This is a genomic window from Bacteroidota bacterium (assembly GCA_016706865.1).
Lineage (GTDB): Bacteria > Bacteroidota > Bacteroidia > Chitinophagales > BACL12 > UBA7236.
Genome location: JADJIS010000003.1, coordinates 1,939,792 through 1,959,516 on the forward strand (window position 1 = coordinate 1,939,792; position 19,725 = coordinate 1,959,516).

Sequence of the window (19,725 nt, forward strand, 5' to 3'; positions counted from 1 at the left end):
ATTAAATAATATTTACTTCCGGATAAATATCAATATCAAATTTATCTTTCACCGATTGTTTTATTTCCATGGCAAGTGTATAAATTTCATGGCCTGATGCGTTGCCGTAATTTACTAAAACCAAAGCCTGATCTTTATGTGTGCCGGTGTTTCCAATACGTTTTCCTTTCCAACCACATTGTTCGATCAGCCATCCTGCTGGTATTTTAGTTAACCCGCCGGGAGCAGGATAAGAAGGCATACCCGGAAACACGGATAATAATTTCTCAAATTTACTGACCTCAATTTCCGGATTTTTAAAAAAACTTCCTGCATTTCCCAATACTGCAGGATCTGGCAATTTACTTTTTCTGATACTGATTACAGCTTCTGAAACCTCTTTAATTCCCGGAGTTAAAATTCCATTTTTTTGCAATACATCTTTAATGGCACCATAGGAAATGTTTACCTGCGCATTTTTATTTAATTGCATCGTAACTGAGGTAATAAAATATTTTCCTTTTAAAGTATTTTTAAACACACTGTTCCTGTAACCGAAATTACAATCATTGTAATTAAATACTTTTATTTCCCCCGTCAAAATATCCATTGCTTCCAAAGAGTAAAATACATCCTGAAGTTCAACACCATAAGCACCTATATTTTGCATGGGAGCTGCGCCAACGGTACCGGGGATCAAAGATAAATTTTCTACCCCTCCCCAATTTCTATCCACACAATATTGAACAAGTGAATGCCATAATTCACCTCCGGCAGCACGAACTAAAACGGTTGAATCGTTTTCGGAGACTTTTTCGATACCCTTTAAATTATTGCGCAAAACAACTCCAGGAAAATCGCCGGTAAACAACATATTAGTTCCACCGCCAAGTATGAGAAACTGACCTTTAAATAAACCGGCTGCAATACTTTCCTGCAGATCGTTTACGGAATACAATTGGCCGAAAAATGCAGCCTTTATATCAATTCCGAATGAATTGTATGCTTTGAGTGAAAAGTTTTCCTGCAGTTTCAATTTTCTTGGTTTTAAAGGCTAAAACCGGAACGTTATGGTTCAAGTTTTAAAGATTTGTTATTTTTACGGTAAAAGTAACAGAATATAGTAGTTTAAGGATATTAACTTTCAAACATGTTGCCAAACAAAAAGAAACTTTCATTTTTACCGATACTTCTCCTCCTCGCAGTTTTTACCACTGATATGCAGGGTCAAAATTATGCTTTGTTTAATAAGGATAGGTATATGACATTTACCCAAAGAGATAGTCTTGAGTTTGATAGCTCTTATGTATTTGTGAAAATTGATTCCGTTGTTGCAGACGGTACAGATTCAATATTTTATTTTAATCGTTTCCTGGATACTTTAAATGCCGGATCCTGTGTCGCATTAAATGGTGATACAACTTTATTGGGATATAAAATGATAAAAAAAGACGACATTTATGGAACGCATGTTTTTTTTAATAATAATGGAGATAGTATTTTTATAAGAAATAAAATAGCTGATGGCGATTCGTGGCATATGTATACTTGGCCTGATGGTTCTTACGTAAGTGCAATCGTTATTAATCACATCCCATTTTCACCTTTACCCGACACTCCAGATTCGGTATACCGAGTGCAATTAAATGTTTTCACTTTTGCAGGAATGATAGTGCTTGACTCTTTTCCAAACCAAACTAAAATTGATATTTCAAAAGATCATGGTCTAATAGAATTTTTTGATTTCAGAATTTTCCCTTCACCGGGGGATTCAAATCAATATTTGTTAAGAGGGCTTACAAATCCATTTGAACATAAAGCGGATGTTGATGCGAAAAATGCATTTGGGTATGAAACGGGTTATGAATTTCATTACCGAGAAGAAATTGCTCCGGATCTTGTTTCTGGTGCCGACAAAAAAATTAGTGCGTGGAAATATTTTGTGATGGAAATTGCTGAATCAGAAACTGAAGTTACCTACACTATGGAAAGGGTGCTATTTGATACATTATATATTGATGGATTACCATCCGCCAATGTAACTTGGGATACTGTTATGGTTACTTATGTTTATGCTGATTATGGTTATCTTGATACCTTGGAATTATGTGTGTTTGAAGCAACAAACTTTGGATATTCGGACTGGATTAAAGAGGATTCCATTTATAAAGGTATTGCTCATAAATATGTTTATGACTGGTTTGAATATGATGATGCAACAGGATGTTTAAGCAATCCTGATAATATTTCTCAACCAGAACAGCTTTATGGTGATGGTCTTGGATTGATGCATTACCAAGACTCAACCGATTCGGAAAATTATTATAAATTCGATATGGTTTATTTTCATGTAGGTTTGTTGGAATGGGGTGTACCGTATGACTTTAGCAATTTAGATCTTGCTATTGAAAATAAGTCGTTATCCGAAATTTCAGTATTTCCTAACCCTGCTCAGAATTTGATTACATTAAATTTACAAAATTCAAATAATTACGAAGTCAATATTTATTCTGTGGAAGGTAAAAAGGTTTTAACACTGAATTGCAATGGTCAAATTGTTGAGATACCAATAAATGAATTAATTAATGGGTATTACTTTATTGAGGTTATTGGAGGTGATCAATTGTATTCCGGTAAATTTATTAAAAATTAACTCACCCTCCCACCCTATTCAACCCCGCCTTAGCCAAACCATTTAAACTTGTGGTATATTCTTTATTTGGCATGTCGATGCAAAGTTGATAGTAGTACTTCGCTTTAGAAAAATCCTTTTCTTTTTCAAAAATGGTTCCTAATTGGAGTGCGGAATTTGCGGCGTAAAAATAGGGAAGATCCTCTCCTGTTTTAATGGTGGCAAGATAAAATCCTTTGGCCTTATCGGGTTGTCCGGCTGCGTGCCAGATACGTCCGGCGCGATAGGTGAATTCAGCTTTGTCACGTTCCTCTTTAAAATCATCCACACTTTTTCCTTCTAATTGTTGCAGTGCTTCTTTATAATATCCACCATCGAATAAAATACGCGACTTTAATAAGATCACATTCGGAACATGTTTGCTTTCCGCTTCGTACAAAGCTTGTTTATCGTCATCTATCAGATCATCACCACGCGTTTTTACGTAGTACATGTATTCCCAATATTTATCTTTATTTCCCTGCAATAAGGCGTTCCACGCCATTTTCTGATAGGCTTCCTTGATATAATTTTTACCCTTATAATTCTGTATGAATTTTTCGAAATAAGAAGAGGCATCCGATTCCAGTTTTCTCGTTTTTGCGAGACCCATCATAAAATCAAGATAGTGATAATTCAGATAATCACTTCCGGAAGGACGGCCTTTTAATATTCCTATGGCAACATCATTTCTGCCTGTTCGCATTGCAATACTGGAAACAAAAAATACATTCAATAAATTTGTTTTGGTGTCCATATCCTTCACAATATTCCAGGCCGCAACATCATCTCTTCCAAGATATAATATCAAGAATGCATAATATAAAGTTACTTCGCGCTCAAAAACAAATTCGTTAGTCTTTGAATAATCAATTACCGATTTTAATTCCTTCAATCCCTGATCGATGGTGCCGTCCATACCCAACATGTTCACTCCCCATTTATATTGGTCGGGAATGGCTCCAACGATGGCGTGTAACATTCCCAGGCTTTTTTTATTGGCAACAAAATCAGGGAATTTTTTTTGATTTTCCTCCAGTAATAAATATGCTTTGCGCACTTCCGTAAAGGCACCCAGATATTCCTCAAATTTTAATTTGGCAAAGGCCCACTGAATAATAACTTCCGCCTGACAATATAAATAATACGGCGAATTTTTATCACCCGTTTCCAATTTATCAAGCCTTAACGATTTATTGGGTTCCAGTTTATCGAATTCGGCTTCATTCTCATTGATATAAGTAGTAAGCCAATCGATATAATTTTCTACGTAGTAGGGAATAAGATTAGTGGGATTTTCTTTTTTCTCCTGTTCCAGTAATTGGCGACCTTTTGCAAATCGCAATTCCTGAATATAGGTATAAGCTTCAATACAACGTTTATTAAAATCGTATTTCTGTGCCACCACAATGTGCACAATAAAAAAAGCCATAAAGAAAATAATTGCTTTTTTCTTCATGGCTTAAAATTATTAAATAGAATTTAAATTAATCTTTAGCATCTAAAATGGTGTCATCCACCAAAATACGGCCACAGTGTTCGCAGATGATGATCTTCTTCGCTTGTTTGATCTCCGCTTGACGCTGTGGAGGAACTACTGCGTAACATCCACCACATGAATTTCTTGCAACAGAAACCACCGCAAGTCCATTGCGATAAGAATCTCTGATGCGGTAATAAGCACCCAATAATCTGGTTTCCAGATCTTTTTCTGCCTTGGTTGCTTTTTTCGCCAATTCCGCTTCTTCTTTCTCTGTTTCTTCTATAATGCGTTCTAATTCTTCTTTCTTTTTCTTAAGATCTTTCTTTTTAACATCAAATGCTGCTTTTGCATCTTCAATTGCAATTGCTTTTGCGTCTTTCCCTACAGTTGCCTCTCTGATCTTTTTTTCGCCTAATTCGATATCCAGCTTATTTAATTCGATCTCTTTTGTAAGAGCATCAAATTCGCGGCTGTTTTTAACTGCGTTCTGCTGAGTTTCGTATTTCTTATTCTGCGATTTTGCATTGCTGATCACATTTTTACGATTCGAAATATCGAGCTCAATGTCCTTCATCTCTGCCTCAAGCTTGTGCATACGGGTTTCAAGTCCCGCTATTTCATCCTCCAGATCGCTTACCTCCATTGGGAGTTCACCCTTCAGGATGGTAATATCGTCGATCTTAGAATGAATTTTCTGGAGTTTCCAGAGTGATTGAAGGTTTTCCTTAACGGTCAAGTCCTTTACTGCTGCCATAGTTTATAGGTAGTTAACAGGATTAGTATTAATTTTTGAAAAATGAACCGCAAAGGTAGGGAATTTTTTCGTCAATAAAGCACAGAGCATATCTATTGTGTATTGTTCGCTTTCATAATGGCCGATATCCGCTATCAGGATCCTGTTAACCGCATCAAAAAACTGGTGATATTTGAAGTCGGCACTGATGAAAATATCGGCTCCGGCTGCAATGGCGTCTGCCAACAAAAAACTGCCGGAACCCCCGCAAACAGCCACTTTCGATATGGTTTTTTGCAAAAAAGCTGTATGTCTCAGAGCTCCACAGCGCATGGTAGTTTTAACAAATTGTAGAAAATCACCTTCCGAAATCGGCTGTTTTAGCGTGCCGACCATCCCGGCGCCAATATTTTGATGAAAATTATCCAGACTGTAAATATCGTAGGCTACTTCCTCGTATGGGTGACTTTTAAACAGAGCAGAAAGCACTTTTTGTTCCAGGAATGAAGGAAAAATGACCTCGATTCGCGTTTCCGGCTCCAAATGGAGCTCTCCTTTGCGTCCGACATATGGATTAGATAGTTCGTTCCCCCTGAAAGTTCCGGTGCCCTCCTGGTTAAAACTGCAATTGGAGTAATTTCCGATCTCTCCGGCTCCTGCGTTAAAAATGGCAGTTCGGATATCCCCTGCGTTTTCGTTTGGTGCAAAGGTTACCAGTTTTTTTAAAAATCCTTTTTTTGGGGATAAAACTTTGCAATTTTCTAAACCGAGTTTTTCAGCGATCATAGCATTCACTCCATCGCGAATATTATCGAGATTAGTATGAATGGCATAAATAGCAATATTGTTTTTAATTGCTTTGATAATTGTTCTTTCAATATAATTATTGCCGTTCAATTTTTTTATTCCACTGAATATAATCGGATGATGTGCAATAATTAAATTGCAGTTTATTTGAATGGCTTCTTCAACTATTGCCTCCAATGAATCCAAACAAACTAATATACCAGAAACAGTATCGTTTTTATTTCCAACAATAAGTCCCGAATTGTCGTAATTTTCTTGCAGCGATAGTGGTGCAAAGGTTTCAAGAAAGTTTGTGATCTCAGAAATTGTCATGGAACGAAGGTAAGAAAAAAAAGGGTTTCCCGCAGTGGCCGCAGACGGGCAGAGGACGCAGAGGTTTCGCAATATACAGTGAACATTGATTTACATGCACCTAGACGGAGGAGAGTAATGTAGAGATTTGAAGCAACAAATTACTATATATAATTTACTTGTAAATACAATATTATATTACGATAATATCGGCTGTTTATTCGTGCATTCGTGGCTTAATTATTTTTGTATATATAGTGGGTTAAAAGGGGTAGCCACGAATGCACGAATGAACAGCCAAAAAAAATTATCATTTTCCAATCTTGATTTTTTTTTATCCTTTTTAAATCCGCTCAATCCGCGTCATCAGCGTTCCCTCCTCCGTAATTTAATCTTTCATACATTATTTATTACACCCTTCCTGTCAGACCTACCAGGTTAAAAAAAAACCTTGTAGGTCGACGGGTGTTCATTCCTTCATTTTACTTTGCAACAATCCATCACTTCACCTGCTATGTCAAAATGTGGACTTAGGTAGGGTATTCCTAAATTCAAGCCCCTTAGAATCAAAAGAGAAGCAATTAGAATACTAAAAACAGGAAGATATTTTCTGATTAAAATGCGTTTGTGTACGCCGAGATAATTACCAAAAGCGGAAAAAGTATACATGAGTGGCAAGGTGCCCAGTCCAAATAACATCATATAAATTCCACCTGTAATAATTTGGCCGCTTGCTACTGCACCTGCTAATGCGAGATATACAAGTCCGCAAGGCAAAAGGCCATTTAAAAACCCCAAAGATGCAATTCCATAAAAACTTTTTGATGAAAATGCTTTACTTATTTTCTGTTTAATAAAATTTGTATATCTGGTTAAAAAAGGGAAATTGTTTTTATGCGAGAGATATTGGATAATTATTAAAATAATAATTACAGCACCCATTATAATGGAACTCCACTGTTGCATTCCCGCATACGAAAAACTTAATCCTATTGCGCCAAAAATAATTCCCAATAAAAAATAAGCAAAAATTCTGGAGAGATTATATATCAATGCATTAAAAAAAGTATTTCCGGTATTCTGCATGTTGAAAGACAATGCGAGTGGTCCACACATGCCGGCGCAGTGTAAACTCCCGAATAATCCGGTAACAAAAGCCGTTATAAATAAGGCAATCACAATACAATACTTTTTTCGAGATAATACTTTTTATTTTCCTTTTCCCATTTGATCTTAAGTGTATAAAATCCTTTTGCAAAGGTGCTTTTATTAAACTGTTGCATTCCTGTTGCATTGAGTTCTAAAGGATATTTGTGATCATACTCCGAATCAGAGGCTTTATAAAAATACACCTCACCGGTTGTTGCTGAATAAAAATCAGAAGGAAATTTAATATTGACCATTTCACCCTCTGCTTTTATAATAATGGAATCCATAAATGGTTTCGCATTATTGGAAGCATCAATTTGTTGTTGGAATATCAATTCCTCTGCATAATAATCGGTGGTCACCAGATCGGTGTTTTGGCGGAAACTCATGATCACCATAAAGGTCATCAATCCGGCAAAACCTAAATACAGAAATAAAACTTTTTTTCCCCAGTTCATTTTATTTATTTTTAGTTACAGGTCCAAAAAATGATGTTGTTACAGTTCTCAATAATTTATCATCGCTATATACTCCAATTTCGAGATCCATTTCCATGGAATGTATCTGAGTTCTCTCGAGCACGATAAAAAATGTTCCTTCCGCAAGTGTTTCCTTTTCTATGGAGAGTTCTTTCCCAATCATTTGAATTTCTCCATCAATATTTTCCAATTTTAAATGGATAGGAAATGCCTCATGTGTTTTATTAGCCACCTTGATATTATACAGATTTGTAATTTGTAAACTATCGCGCTTTTGGTATAATTGTCCGGATGCACGTGTTATTGTTGCTGTAACATCTTTTCTGGTAACAAGCATTATTGTAAGCACTGAAACCAAAATTAAAAGCACTAATGAATAGGCTTTCATTCTTGGAGTAAATTTTATTTTTTCACCGGAGATGATATTATTTTCAGAAGTATATCTGATCAATCCACGCGGTTTTTCAATCTTATCCATAATGGAATCACAAGCATCAATACATGCAGTACAATTGATGCACTCCATCTGAGTTCCATTGCGAATATCGATACCGGTGGGACAAACACGAACACATAGACCGCAATCAATACAATCACCGTTTGTAGAAGTTGTATCGCCTTTATGATGATGTCCTCTAGGTTCCCCGCGTTTATAATCGTAAGCAACAATTATGGAAAATTTATCCAATAAAACACCTTGTAATCTCCCATAAGGGCAAGCAAATGTGCATACCTGCTCTCTCAAAAATGCGAAAACTCCGTAAAACACTGTGGTAAATATCACCATCATTACCAAACCTCCACCATTTTGTGAGAGGGGTTCTGTCATTATTTCAAAGAGTCTGTCTACACCAATTATGTACGACAAAAATGTATTTCCAACTAAAAATGAAAAGGCAAAAAATATTAAGTGTTTAAATGATTTTTTAATAATTTTTTCGCGGGTAAGTGGTCCTCTATTTAACTTTCGCTGATGTTCCGCTGTTCCTTCGATCCAATATTCAATTTTACGAAAAACCATTTCCATAAAAACTGTTTGGGGACAAACCCATCCGCAAAACAACCTTCCATATAAAACTGTGAAGAAAATTATAAATACGAGAAAGGTGACCATCCCCAATGCAAAAAGAAAAAAATCCTGCGGCCAGAATATTACCCCGAATAAAATAAATTTACTATCGGGAATATTAAAAAGGAAAAGTGGTTCACCGTGAATTTTAATAAAGGGAAGTGTAAAAAATACGATCAGGTAAATTAAACTAACAAGCGTGCGCCATTTATAAAATCTCCCCGCAGGTTTACTTGCGTATACCCATTTCCTGTGCCCTTCACCATCAGCGGTGGTAATTGTATCTCGAAACGATTTTTGCTCTTCCATAATAATTTTCTTTGCATGATAAAAGGAGAGAGGAGAGAGGAGAGAGGAGTTTAAATTTCTTGCGAAATTTTTTTAATCCCAATGTTTGTTTTCCTACTTCCTAGGTCCTATTTCCTACTTCTACAAAGGAGAAAGGAGTTTAAATTTCTTGCGAAATTTTGGGAATATGCCGTTTGTGAGACCCTCGCTATTATCGAAAGCATCACTCGCTCCGAAATTTTAAAAAATCCCACCTTTTGTTTTCCTGATACCCGATACCTGATACTTTTTCGTGAATCGTGAAGCGTGAATCGTGAATCCGGCTTGCGGTGTTTCCAAAAACTAAAAACCCCACCCTTTGTTTTCCTGATACCCGATACCTGATACCTGATACAATTTTATCCTATATCCCCTTCCCATGTCCTATGTCAAGTCCTGTGTCCTATATCCTGTGTCCTATGTCCCCCTTGGGTAACGTTAGTGAGTCCCTCGCTTTGAGCGAGAACCTCACTCTCTCCTAAATTTTAAAAAACCCCACCCTATGTTTTCCTGATACCCGATACCTGATACTTTTTCGTGAATCGTGAAGCGTGAATCGTGAATCCGGCTTGCGGTGTTTCCAAAAACTAAAAACCCCACCCTATGTTTTCCTGATACCCGATACCTGATACCTGATACAATTTTGTCCTATGTCCCCTTCCCATGTCCTATGTCAAGTCCTGTGTCCTATATCCTATGTCCTATGTCCTATTTCCCTGCCACCTCCATAGTATCAACGCTCAAACTATCCAATATTATAACTCCGGAATCTCCCTTAACCTCTGCACCTTCTGTATATAAATTTCCTTGTGGTGCTTTAGGGTTTGGAGGATTTGTTCCGTGCAGTGATTTAATATAATTTGAAACTTCAAACATTTGTTTTGCTGTTAAAATTTCTTTCCAACTCGCCATACCTTTAGAAGGTACACCTTCGGATACTGTTCTGAAAAGATCATTTATTTTTCCACCATGTATCCAATAATCATCGGTAAAATTCGGACCTACATTTCCTTCTCCGAAATTTCCATGACAGGTAACACAATATTGAGTGAAGGTGTTTTTACCGTTGGATAAAACGGAAGGATCGGTAGATAAAATCACAGAGTTCTCATCATAATTTGCCGAAGCGCTTTCCAAATATGCAGCGAGTTCAATTTTTGCTTTTTCCACTTCAATTACATATTCCTCCTCCTGACGCAAACCGTTACCAATATCATATTTCCATAAATAGACAATTGCAAAAATTATAGTTCCAATAAATATATATTGAAGCCATGGCGGCATTCCATTATCCAATTCCTGAATACCATCATATTCATGATCAGATAAGATCATTTCATCTTCCCGTTCTATCGGAACTTTATAATTCCATTTTGTCCATGTGCGCGCCAACCAGGTTTCATATTTCACACCTGGAGCCGCCTGTAATTTTTCTTTACGTGAAAGTTGCACCAGCATCAGAGTCAAATATGCTATTGTACAAATTTCAATTGCAATTAAAATATACAGCGGAAGATAAACACTTGTCCAGATACTTTCTTTTGCTGTTTCCACCGGAGCAAGGCTTGTAGCCTGCGCCAGCACATCATTTGGGACAACTAACAGACCTGCACCAATTAATAAAAGTATCAAGTTAGCAGAAGGTTTATTTTTATCATCCACCTTTTTTTTCCCGCTCCAGATCACAACTTCTGTAAGTGCATATATTACGTAGAATAATATTGCTGCAACAGCAATTAATATCCAAAAAGTAACATCATCCATGTACCAATTTTTATCAGGAGCTTCGGTTGATACTGCCCATACAGGTGAAGCAAATAAAATGGAAATAATGGCTAAAATTATTTTATTTTTCAAGGCGTAGTTTTTCATCACAATCATTTTAGTTAATGATTTAATTGGTTTTATTATTATCGAGAGGAATATTTTTCAGTTCTTCAATTTCTGTTTTATCCATGCGTTTCACACGCAGAAATAATATCAGAAAAAAAGCAAAGAACATGATCAATGAAATTATCGGGTAAATACTCACTCCTTCGATACTTGATAAATAATGCATGAAATTCATAACACTTATTTTTGGGTTTGTTGTTGAGATGTTGTTTCTGTATTTATATCTTTTCCTAATCGCTGCAGATATGCTATAAGTGCAACTATTTCCATATTACTTGCAGTTTCAATTCCGTCTTTGCGCAAACTTTCTGCTATAATATCAGCCTGGATCATAAGGTCATTATTAGCGATCTCCTCATAACCTTCCGGATATGGCACACCTAATTTCTGCATCACTTTTATCTTCGCTCTTGTGGTTGTGGTATCCAATTCATTTACATGCATCCATTTATATGAAGGCATAATACTTCCCGTTGAAACTGATTGCGGATCAAGCATATGCATATAATGCCAGCTATCCGGTTTTTTCAATACACCAACTCCTTCACGCGCAAGATCCGGTCCCGTTCTTTTTGATCCCCATTGGAATGGATGATCATAAACAAATTCACCTGCTTTGGAATATTCGCCATATCGAACCACCTCATCTCTGAATGGTCGCACCATTTGCGAATGGCACACATAACATCCCTCCCTCACATAAATATCTCTTCCCTGCAATTCCAGTGGAGTATAAGGTTGCACACTTGCTATAGTTGGAACATTTGATTTTACTAAAAAGGTTGGAATTAATTCCACTATACCACCAATTAATACAATCAATAATGCAAGTACCATCATTTGAACAGGTCTTCTTTCAATTGCGCGATGCCAGAATTCACCTTTGTGCACTTTAATTACTTTCGGCATATCAGGAACTTCCACATCTTCATTATTTGCGAACTTTCCTTGTTTAGCTGTTTTAATTAAATTGTATGTCATTATTATTACACCAATTAAATAGAGAGTACCTCCTATCGAGCGCAATGCATACATTCCTTTTAATTGTGTACTTGTTTCCAGAAACGAATAAGTTAATTGTCCTTCCGGATTAAAATCTTTCCACATTAATGCTTGTGCAAATCCTCCCCAATACATTGGAACAGCATAAATTAATATACCGAGTGTTCCTATCCAGAAGTGAAAATTCGCAAGCGATTTTGAATATAATTCTGTTTTCCACATGCGCGGAATTAACCAATATAAAATACCGAATGTTAGAAATCCATTCCATCCCAATGCGCCAACGTGAACGTGTGCAACAATCCAGTCGGTAAAGTGCGCAATGGCATTTACGTTTTTAAGTGATAACAATGGCCCCTCTAAAGTTGCCATACCATAACATGTAACAGCAACCACCATAAATTTCAAAACAACATCGTCGCGCACCTTGTCCCATGCACCTCTCAGCGTTAATAATCCATTTACCATTCCACCCCAGGAAGGTGCAATTAACATGATGGAAAATGCAGTTCCAAGTGTTTGTGCCCAATGTGGCAATGCAGTATATAATAAATGGTGAGGACCTGCCCAGATATATAAAAATATTAAGGTCCAGAAATGTACTATAGATAATTTATAAGAATAAACCGGACGATTTGCTGCCTTAGGTAAAAAATAATACATTAATCCTAAGTATGGAGTTGTAAGAAAAAATGCAACTGCATTATGTCCGTACCACCACTGCACCAAAGCATCCTGCACACCTGCATACATCGAATAACTTTTTGTTAGCGATATCGGAATTTCCATGGAGTTAACAATATGCAACATTGCAACCGTAACGAATGTGGCAATATAAAACCAGATACCAACATAAATATGTCGTTCTCTTCTTTTAATAATGGTGCCCATCATATTAATTCCGAATGCAACCCACATTAATGCAATTAAAATATCCAATGGCCATTCTAATTCTGCATATTCTTTAGAAGTGGTGTATCCCATCGACAGCGACAATGCAGCCAATACAATAATTAATTGCCATCCCCAAAAATGTATTTTGCCCAGCAGATCGCTGAACATTCGTGTTTTACATAAACGTTGAAGCGAATAATATACTCCCATAAAAATTCCGTTTCCAACAAATGCAAAAATCACTGCATTGGTATGTATTGGTCGGTCGCGACTAAATGTAATTTGTGGTATTCCCATATTTAATTTCGGGAAAACCAATTCAAGTGCGATCCATAATCCTACGGACATTCCAATTAATCCCCAGAATACCGTGGCAATTGCAAATTGTTTTACAATTTTATTGTCGTAACTCACCTTTACGAGATCCATAATTTATTTTTTTTTAGTTGTGGAATTAGGTTTATCAATTATTTTTTCATCGTCAAAAAGAATGCGAACACCGGGAGTATAATCATCTTCAAATTGCCCTGTTCTCACCGACCAGATAAATGCAAAAAGGAATCCGCCAGCCACCAGAACACCTGCACCAATAAGTAGAATTATTACTTCCATAATCGAACGCTAAGTTGAGGAGCGCAGGTTTTTCGTAGAATGATATAATTCAAACCAAAAGGTGATTTAAATCACCTGGAATAACTTGGTAAAATAAAATTATACCATAAATAAAATAATTTGGAGCTCGATCCTCGTCGTTCTCCCCTCACCGCGCCCCTGCCCTACGCTGCAACCCCGCGGGTTAACAGTTTGAGTGGAGGTACCACAATTACCAAATTGACAATTACCAAATTAACAACTGCACTTCCCTCGCGGGGGTTTCCGCTGCGGTCAGGGCTAGAAAAAACCTTTCGCAATTTTTACGGGGCTGTTCAAAAGAACAGCCGCGTCACCGAGAACAAAGTCGTACTATTTTTAATTGGAATCGTGATTGGCATTTTTAATATGCCATCCCTACGGGATTTACATTTTAAGGTTATCACTGCTTTTACCGATATTTCATCCCTATCGGGACTTGTTCCAATCCTATTTTGATAAATCCATAATATCTAAATTATCGTAAATGGTGTCGTGCAGTCAGCAAATACCATACAATCCAAACGAGAGAGTACTTCCATACTCCTTCTGCTTATTGTATTCCTTTCCTTGCTGCGACCCGTTTCTCCGTTTATAGCGGATGGTATCGGACATACCTTTTTTAGTGAAAGTCACCATTCCAAATTGCACCAAAACGGATATGATCACATTGATGCCGATCTGCAAAAGTTGGCGACATCCGATCAAACTGAAACCGGTAAAGTGCCTGTTTCCACTTTTTCTATTGAAACTGCCTTTACTTTTATTTCGGAAATACCGCAGTTTTTAACCTTTCAAAATAGCACTATAATTATATATCAACAACCCTTAGGCAGTCTTAGAGAACTATCTGCCAAACCTGAAATCCAACCTCCGGATCTTACATTTGTTTCTTTGTCCCAGTACGCTTCTTAGTTTTATGTAATAGCATAACAAAAGGTTAGAAAAGCAGACAAAGAAATATTCTAAAAATATTTTTCAGACTGTAATACAATTATTACAGTCTGATCTTTCTCTTTTCTTTTTTAAATATATTTGTTATGAAACCACTTTACCACTATAAAGTAATATTATTAATATTAATTTTAACCTTAACGCAATTTGCAAACGCCCACAACGGAACCATTCAAGGTTATGTAAACGACAGCGAAAATTCAGCTGCTATTGAAGGTGCACTAGTAGAATTAGTAGAAACAAAAACCACAACAATTACCAACCAATTTGGTTTATATACTTTTACGGATCTGCCCGAGGGAAATTATACCATCTCCATTAGTTCGCTCGGATTTAAAACAGTAACAGAAAGTGTTAGTGTAAATAATACACGAACTACTGAAATAAGATCTATACTGGAACAAACACCTATCGAATTAACAGCAGTAACCATTCAAAATAAAAATCAAAGTGGGAATAATACAGTTACTGCTTTAGATATAAAATTAAGACCCACAGAAAATGCACAGGATATTCTGCGTCTCGTACCAGGCTTATTTATTGCGCAACACGCCGGTGGTGGAAAAGCAGAACAAATATTTTTACGTGGATTTGATATAGATCACGGAACGGATATAAGTGTAAATGTGGATGGCATTCCGGTAAACATGGTAAGTCACGCACACGGTCAGGGATATGCAGATCTTCATTTTGTAATTCCGGAAACCATTAATTCCTTCGATTTCGAAAAGGGTCCTTATAATGCACAATATGGTGATTTTACCACTGCAGCTTTCGTCAATTTTAAAACTGCGAATAACATAGACAAAAGTATGTTAAAAGTAAGTGCAGGGCAATACAATACAGCTCGCACTTTATTAATGCTCGATCTTTTAGATAATACTAAATCTCAATCCGCTTATGTTGCTGGTGAATATTATATTTCTGATGGTCCTTTTACAAGTCCCCAGGATTTTGTGCGTTTAAATTTATTTGGAAAATACCATACGAAAATAAGTGATGATAAAATTTTATCCATTACCCTTTCCACTTTTAAAAGTCAGTGGAATGCCTCCGGCCAAATTCCTTTACGTGCTATCGAATCAGGAGAGATCGACAGATTTGGTGCCATTGATGATACCGAAGGTGGATTTACGGGAAGAACAAATGTAAATTTTGAATTTACCAAACTCCTTAACAATAAAAGCAGCTTCAAAAATCAATTTTATTACAGTCGCTACAACTTTGAATTGTATTCCAATTTTACATTCTTCTTAGAGGACAGCATCAATGGTGATATGATTAAACAAAAAGAAAAACGCAATATTTATGGTTATAATAGTATTTACAGTAATGACGGAATAATTGGTTCCATAAAAGTTAATTCAAAAATAGGTTTTGGGTTGCGTTACGATCAGGTTATGGAAAATGAATTATCGCATGTAAAAAACAGAGCAATTTTATTGGATCGTTTAGCTTACGGAAATATTTATCAGACCAACGCAAATGTTTTTATTAGTGAAACATTTCAGCTCTCCAAAAAATTATCGGTAAATGCAGCTGCAAGAATCGACTTCTTTAATTTTAGTTACGACGATCTTATGGACAGCATTTATAATTATACCAGTGTGGATGATAATATTGCTACTTATAAATTAAATTTTGATTATCAGTTAAGTCAAAATGCATTGGTATACTTACACAACGGCAAAGGATTTCACTCGAACGATACCAGAGTTGTAACTGCCCAAAATGCAATACAGACGTTGCCTGCAGCCTATGGTTCTGATCTTGGAATAAAATTTAAACCTTACAAAAATCTGATACTCAATCCTGCAGTTTGGATATTATATCTGGATCAGGAATTTGTTTATGTTGGTGATGCTGCAGTGGTGGAAGCGGGTGGAAAAACTTTGCGCAAAGGTTTTGATCTTAGTGCGCGCTTACAAATTACCAATTGGTTATTTTTAGATGGTGATATCAATTACACTCTGGCAGAAGCAATTGGCGAACCTGAAAATGCAAATTTTATTCCACTTGCACCTGATCTTACATCTATCGGAGGTATCACATTTAAATTAAAATCCGGAATTAACGGAAGTTTCCGTTATCGCTACATGGATGACCGCCCTGCAAATGAAGATGGTTCTGTAATTGCAGAAGGATATTTGGTGAATGATGTTGTAATTAATTATACGCAGAAGAAATATGAATTTGGTATCGAAATTCAGAACTTATTTAATGTTGAATGGAATGAGGCACAATTTGATACGGAATCGAGATTGCAGTTTGAACCGGAGGCAGTGAGTGAGTTGCATTTTACGCCGGGAACGCCGTTTTTTGTGAAGGGGAGTTTGAGTTACTACTTCTGATTTTGAGTGGGAATAGTCGGGAGTAAAATCACCGGTTGACGAGGAGCAATCACATATCGTGAATCGTCAATCGTGAGGCGTGAGTCCGGTAGATGAAACATTGGAGCTATTTATTCAGGCATTAAACTTATAGTCGCAGTGAAGCATTTTCGTGAATCGTCAATCGTCAATCGTGAATCCGTTCCTGCGAGGATTGAAACTTTTCGTTTAACCTAAATCTTAGGGCTGGATTGGAGCTTTCTCACTACTCCCTACTCACCACTCACCCAGAGTCAGGAGTCATTAGTCAGTAGTAAATGCATTCGGCTTACGAGGATCAAACTCATAACTCATAACTCATAACTCATTTTCGTTAATCGTGAATAGGAGGCTCGGTGAATTGAAGTTCCATTTACAAATGAGTAATGAGTTATGAGTAATGAGTTTACTTCGATTAGGGAGGATAATTTGATTTCTCCCTTTAAGTACATTTCGGAGGATAAAATATTCGGTAATCGACTACCATACTCATTACTCATAACTCATTACTCATTTTCCCAAACATCCTCATCGCCACCAACGTTGTCATTCCTGTTGTAAAGGAGACAATGGTAATTGTGCTCAATGGCATTAAAATAGCTGCTACAACGGGTGATAAAAGGCCTTGGAGGGCAAAATAGAGGCCAACGATATTGTATAATATGGAAAGAATAAAACTTCCGATTATTATTTGTTTGCTTCTTTTTGCAAAGGAAAATAATTTGTGAAGATTTATTAGTTGATCTGCATCCAAAACGATATCACTTGCGGGAGTAAAATTTAAGCCTTGGGAAACTGCTACACCGGTATCACTTTGTTGCAATGCGCCTGCATCATTTAATCCGTCGCCGAGCATCATTACGTTGTTGTGGTGTTGGCGAAGATTTTTAATGAATTTTAATTTATCGTGTGGCGATTGATTAAAAAATAAATGATCCTTTTCAAAATAATTGCTCAGTATGTTTATATCTCCATCATTATCTCCACTCAGGACAAAAATTTTATACTTTGAACTCAGTTTTTTGATCAAGGGTTCTAATCCGGAACGATATTTATTTTGAAAATTAAATTTTCCAACCACTATTTCGTTTATAGAAATATAAGAAACTCCTTGATCAGCTTCTCCAACTTTTTTTATGCCATTGAATCGGGCTGATCCGATCTTTATTTTTTGACCATTCACCATTCCCTGCGCTCCCTTTCCTATTATCTCTTCAAAATGGGTGACAGAATAAACCGCATTTCTTCCAAAATAATTTTTTATTGCCTTACTGTATGGATGAACTGATTGTGCTGCGAGTGAAACTATCATATCCTTTTCCTCCTGACTTAACATCTCCCCTTCAAATTCGGTGGATGCTGTATCCGATTTGGTAAGTGTACCGGTCTTATCAAAAACAAGGGTATTTACTTTTGTAAGTTTTTCAATTACAAATGCATTTTTCAAATAAATTCCAAATTTTCCGAAATAACGAATTGCATTGCCATTGGTAAATGTTGCTGACAATAATAATGCACATGGACAAGCCACTATCATTGGAGTTATTAAGGCATCCATGGCACGATGGGCATCACCCTGAATTAACCAATAAATAAATGCAAGGGTTGACACTACTAAAACGATTACTGCAAAATATCGTCCCAACACATGCACAAATGATTGTTTATCACTTGATCTATCATTGTTATCCGCATTATTCCACAATTGAGTGAGGTAACTTTGTGAAACTTCTTTTATCACTTTCAATTTAATTGCAGCACCAATTTGTTTTCCGCCGGCGTAAATGAGTTCGCTGATATTTTTTGTAACGGGTTCTGCTTCACCGGTAACAAAACTATAATCAATATTTCCTTTTCCATTTATCAATATCGCATCAGCCGGAATAAGTTCGTGATTTCGCACCAATAAAATATCTCCTTCTTTAACTTCCGAAAGTGGCATCTGCTCTTCCTTATCCTCCTTAATTACAGAAACGGAAAGCGGAAAATAAGATTTATAATTCCTTTCAAAAGAAATGGTTCTATAGGTCATATTCTGAAAATATCTTCCCACCAGCATAAAAAAAACAATGCCTGTCATAGAGTCGAAATATCCAGCTTCTTTTTCAATAAAAACAGCGTATAAACTCCGCGCAAAGGTTAAAATAATTGCCAATGCAATAGGGACATCAATATTTAAAAATCTATTTTTCAGACTTTTTAACGAAGAAATATAAAATTCGTTAGCACAATAAAAAAATACCGGCAACGCCAGAAATAATGATAAATATCTAAGTGTTAAATTGAGATTTTCGTCCTGCACCTCTCCTCCTGCAAAATATTCGGGAAAGGCCATTAACATAATATTGCCAAAAGCAAAACCGGCAATACCAATTTTTATAAGTGCAGTCCTATTATTTGTTTTGCCTTGTTTTTTTTCTACGTCCTGCAAACTCAACAACGGTTCATATCCAACGGCATCCAATAATTCGGCAACTTTGCTAAGTTGTATTTCATTTTCATCATAAATGATACTTATTTCCTTTTTCGGAAAATCAACTCTTGATTGAATTATTGCTGGATTTAATTTATGTAAATGTTCCAATAACCAGATACAGGAACTGCAATGCATAACGGGTAAATAAAATGTAACATGTGTTTGTTGCCCGTCGGTAAACCGTATGAAGGATCTTTTGTTTCACTTCTATCGAGCACGGCATATTTATTAAATACTACTTTATTTCTTTGTGTAATTCCCGGATGTTTGGAAATATCATAATAGTTGCAGAGATCATTTTCATTTAATATTTCATACACTGTTTTACACCCAAAACAGCAGAAATATTTCTCCTCTATATGAAATTCCTCATCCGGACACACATCACCGCAGTGGTAACAATTAATTTTTGCAGATACCGGTTTTGCAATAGGCATAACAATTGTAGATTGCCGTCAAAGTTAGGCTGGGTGGATATTGCAGAAGATGACTTAAATCACCAAATCGAGATGGTAAAGA

At 36.4% G+C, this 19,725-nt stretch carries 14 protein-coding genes and 1 pseudogene; 3 read left to right on the forward strand and 12 right to left on the reverse strand.

Annotated features, from left to right (window positions below):
• Nucleotide 1 precedes the first annotated feature (1 nt).
• The gene (gene murB, locus IPI31_17710) at nt 2-1,015 is read right to left on the reverse strand and encodes a UDP-N-acetylmuramate dehydrogenase (GenBank protein MBK7569661.1); all 1,014 of its coding nucleotides are present in this window, start codon (nt 1,013-1,015) and stop codon (nt 2-4) included.
• A 114-nt stretch (nt 1,016-1,129) separates the two neighbouring features.
• On the opposite strand from murB, the gene IPI31_17715 reads away from it, so the two are divergent.
• On the forward strand, nt 1,130-2,632 hold the full coding sequence (locus IPI31_17715) for a T9SS type A sorting domain-containing protein (GenBank protein MBK7569662.1): 1,503 nt from the start codon (nt 1,130-1,132) through the stop codon (nt 2,630-2,632).
• A gap of 1 nt (nt 2,633) precedes the next feature.
• Here IPI31_17715 and IPI31_17720 read toward each other — a convergent pair whose 3' ends face one another.
• The 10 genes from IPI31_17720 to ccoS form a co-directional block, all read right to left on the reverse strand.
• Complete coding sequence (locus tag IPI31_17720; GenBank protein ID MBK7569663.1) at nt 2,634-4,109, reverse strand: hypothetical protein; 1,476 nt, start codon at nt 4,107-4,109, stop codon at nt 2,634-2,636.
• 28 nt (nt 4,110-4,137) lie between these two features.
• Nucleotides 4,138-4,887: a hypothetical protein gene (locus IPI31_17725; GenBank protein ID MBK7569664.1), complete on the reverse strand. Its 750-nt coding sequence runs from the start codon at nt 4,885-4,887 to the stop codon at nt 4,138-4,140.
• A gap of 3 nt (nt 4,888-4,890) precedes the next feature.
• Nucleotides 4,891-5,985 (reverse strand): Nif3-like dinuclear metal center hexameric protein, encoded by a 1,095-nt coding sequence (locus IPI31_17730; protein MBK7569665.1) that lies wholly within the window; start codon nt 5,983-5,985, stop codon nt 4,891-4,893.
• A gap of 456 nt (nt 5,986-6,441) precedes the next feature.
• On the reverse strand, nt 6,442-7,143 hold the full coding sequence (locus IPI31_17735) for a sulfite exporter TauE/SafE family protein (GenBank protein MBK7569666.1): 702 nt from the start codon (nt 7,141-7,143) through the stop codon (nt 6,442-6,444).
• Nucleotides 7,140-7,571 carry a FixH family protein gene (locus tag IPI31_17740; protein ID MBK7569667.1) on the reverse strand — a complete coding sequence of 144 codons (432 nt, stop codon included), beginning with the start codon at nt 7,569-7,571 and terminating at the stop codon, nt 7,140-7,142. Before IPI31_17740 ends, IPI31_17735 begins: the two co-directional genes overlap by 4 nt.
• A 1-nt stretch (nt 7,572) precedes the next feature.
• Complete coding sequence (ccoG, locus tag IPI31_17745; GenBank protein MBK7569668.1) at nt 7,573-8,970, reverse strand: cytochrome c oxidase accessory protein CcoG; 1,398 nt, start codon at nt 8,968-8,970, stop codon at nt 7,573-7,575.
• Between the two features lie 726 nt (nt 8,971-9,696).
• Nucleotides 9,697-10,860 carry a c-type cytochrome gene (locus IPI31_17750; GenBank protein MBK7569669.1) on the reverse strand — a complete coding sequence of 388 codons (1,164 nt, stop codon included), beginning with the start codon at nt 10,858-10,860 and terminating at the stop codon, nt 9,697-9,699.
• A 22-nt stretch (nt 10,861-10,882) separates the two neighbouring features.
• Nucleotides 10,883-11,056: a cbb3-type cytochrome c oxidase subunit 3 gene (locus IPI31_17755; GenBank protein MBK7569670.1), complete on the reverse strand. Its 174-nt coding sequence runs from the start codon at nt 11,054-11,056 to the stop codon at nt 10,883-10,885.
• A gap of 5 nt (nt 11,057-11,061) precedes the next feature.
• Entirely contained in the window at nt 11,062-13,206 is a 2,145-nt protein-coding gene (gene ccoN / locus IPI31_17760) for a cytochrome-c oxidase, cbb3-type subunit I (protein MBK7569671.1), read from the reverse strand.
• A 3-nt stretch (nt 13,207-13,209) separates the two neighbouring features.
• A complete protein-coding gene (gene ccoS, locus IPI31_17765; protein MBK7569672.1) occupies nt 13,210-13,389 on the reverse strand; it encodes a cbb3-type cytochrome oxidase assembly protein CcoS in 180 nt (59 codons plus the stop codon).
• A 513-nt stretch (nt 13,390-13,902) separates the two neighbouring features.
• Here ccoS and IPI31_17770 point away from each other — a divergent pair.
• The gene (locus IPI31_17770; GenBank protein ID MBK7569673.1) at nt 13,903-14,322 is read left to right on the forward strand and encodes a hypothetical protein; all 420 of its coding nucleotides are present in this window, start codon (nt 13,903-13,905) and stop codon (nt 14,320-14,322) included.
• A gap of 125 nt (nt 14,323-14,447) precedes the next feature.
• Nucleotides 14,448-16,712: a TonB-dependent receptor gene (locus IPI31_17775; GenBank protein ID MBK7569674.1), complete on the forward strand. Its 2,265-nt coding sequence runs from the start codon at nt 14,448-14,450 to the stop codon at nt 16,710-16,712.
• Nucleotides 16,713-17,226: 514 nt separating this feature from the next.
• Here IPI31_17775 and IPI31_17780 read toward each other — a convergent pair.
• Nucleotides 17,227-19,643: pseudogene (locus IPI31_17780) on the reverse strand (heavy metal translocating P-type ATPase metal-binding domain-containing protein).
• Nucleotides 19,644-19,725 lie beyond the last annotated feature (82 nt).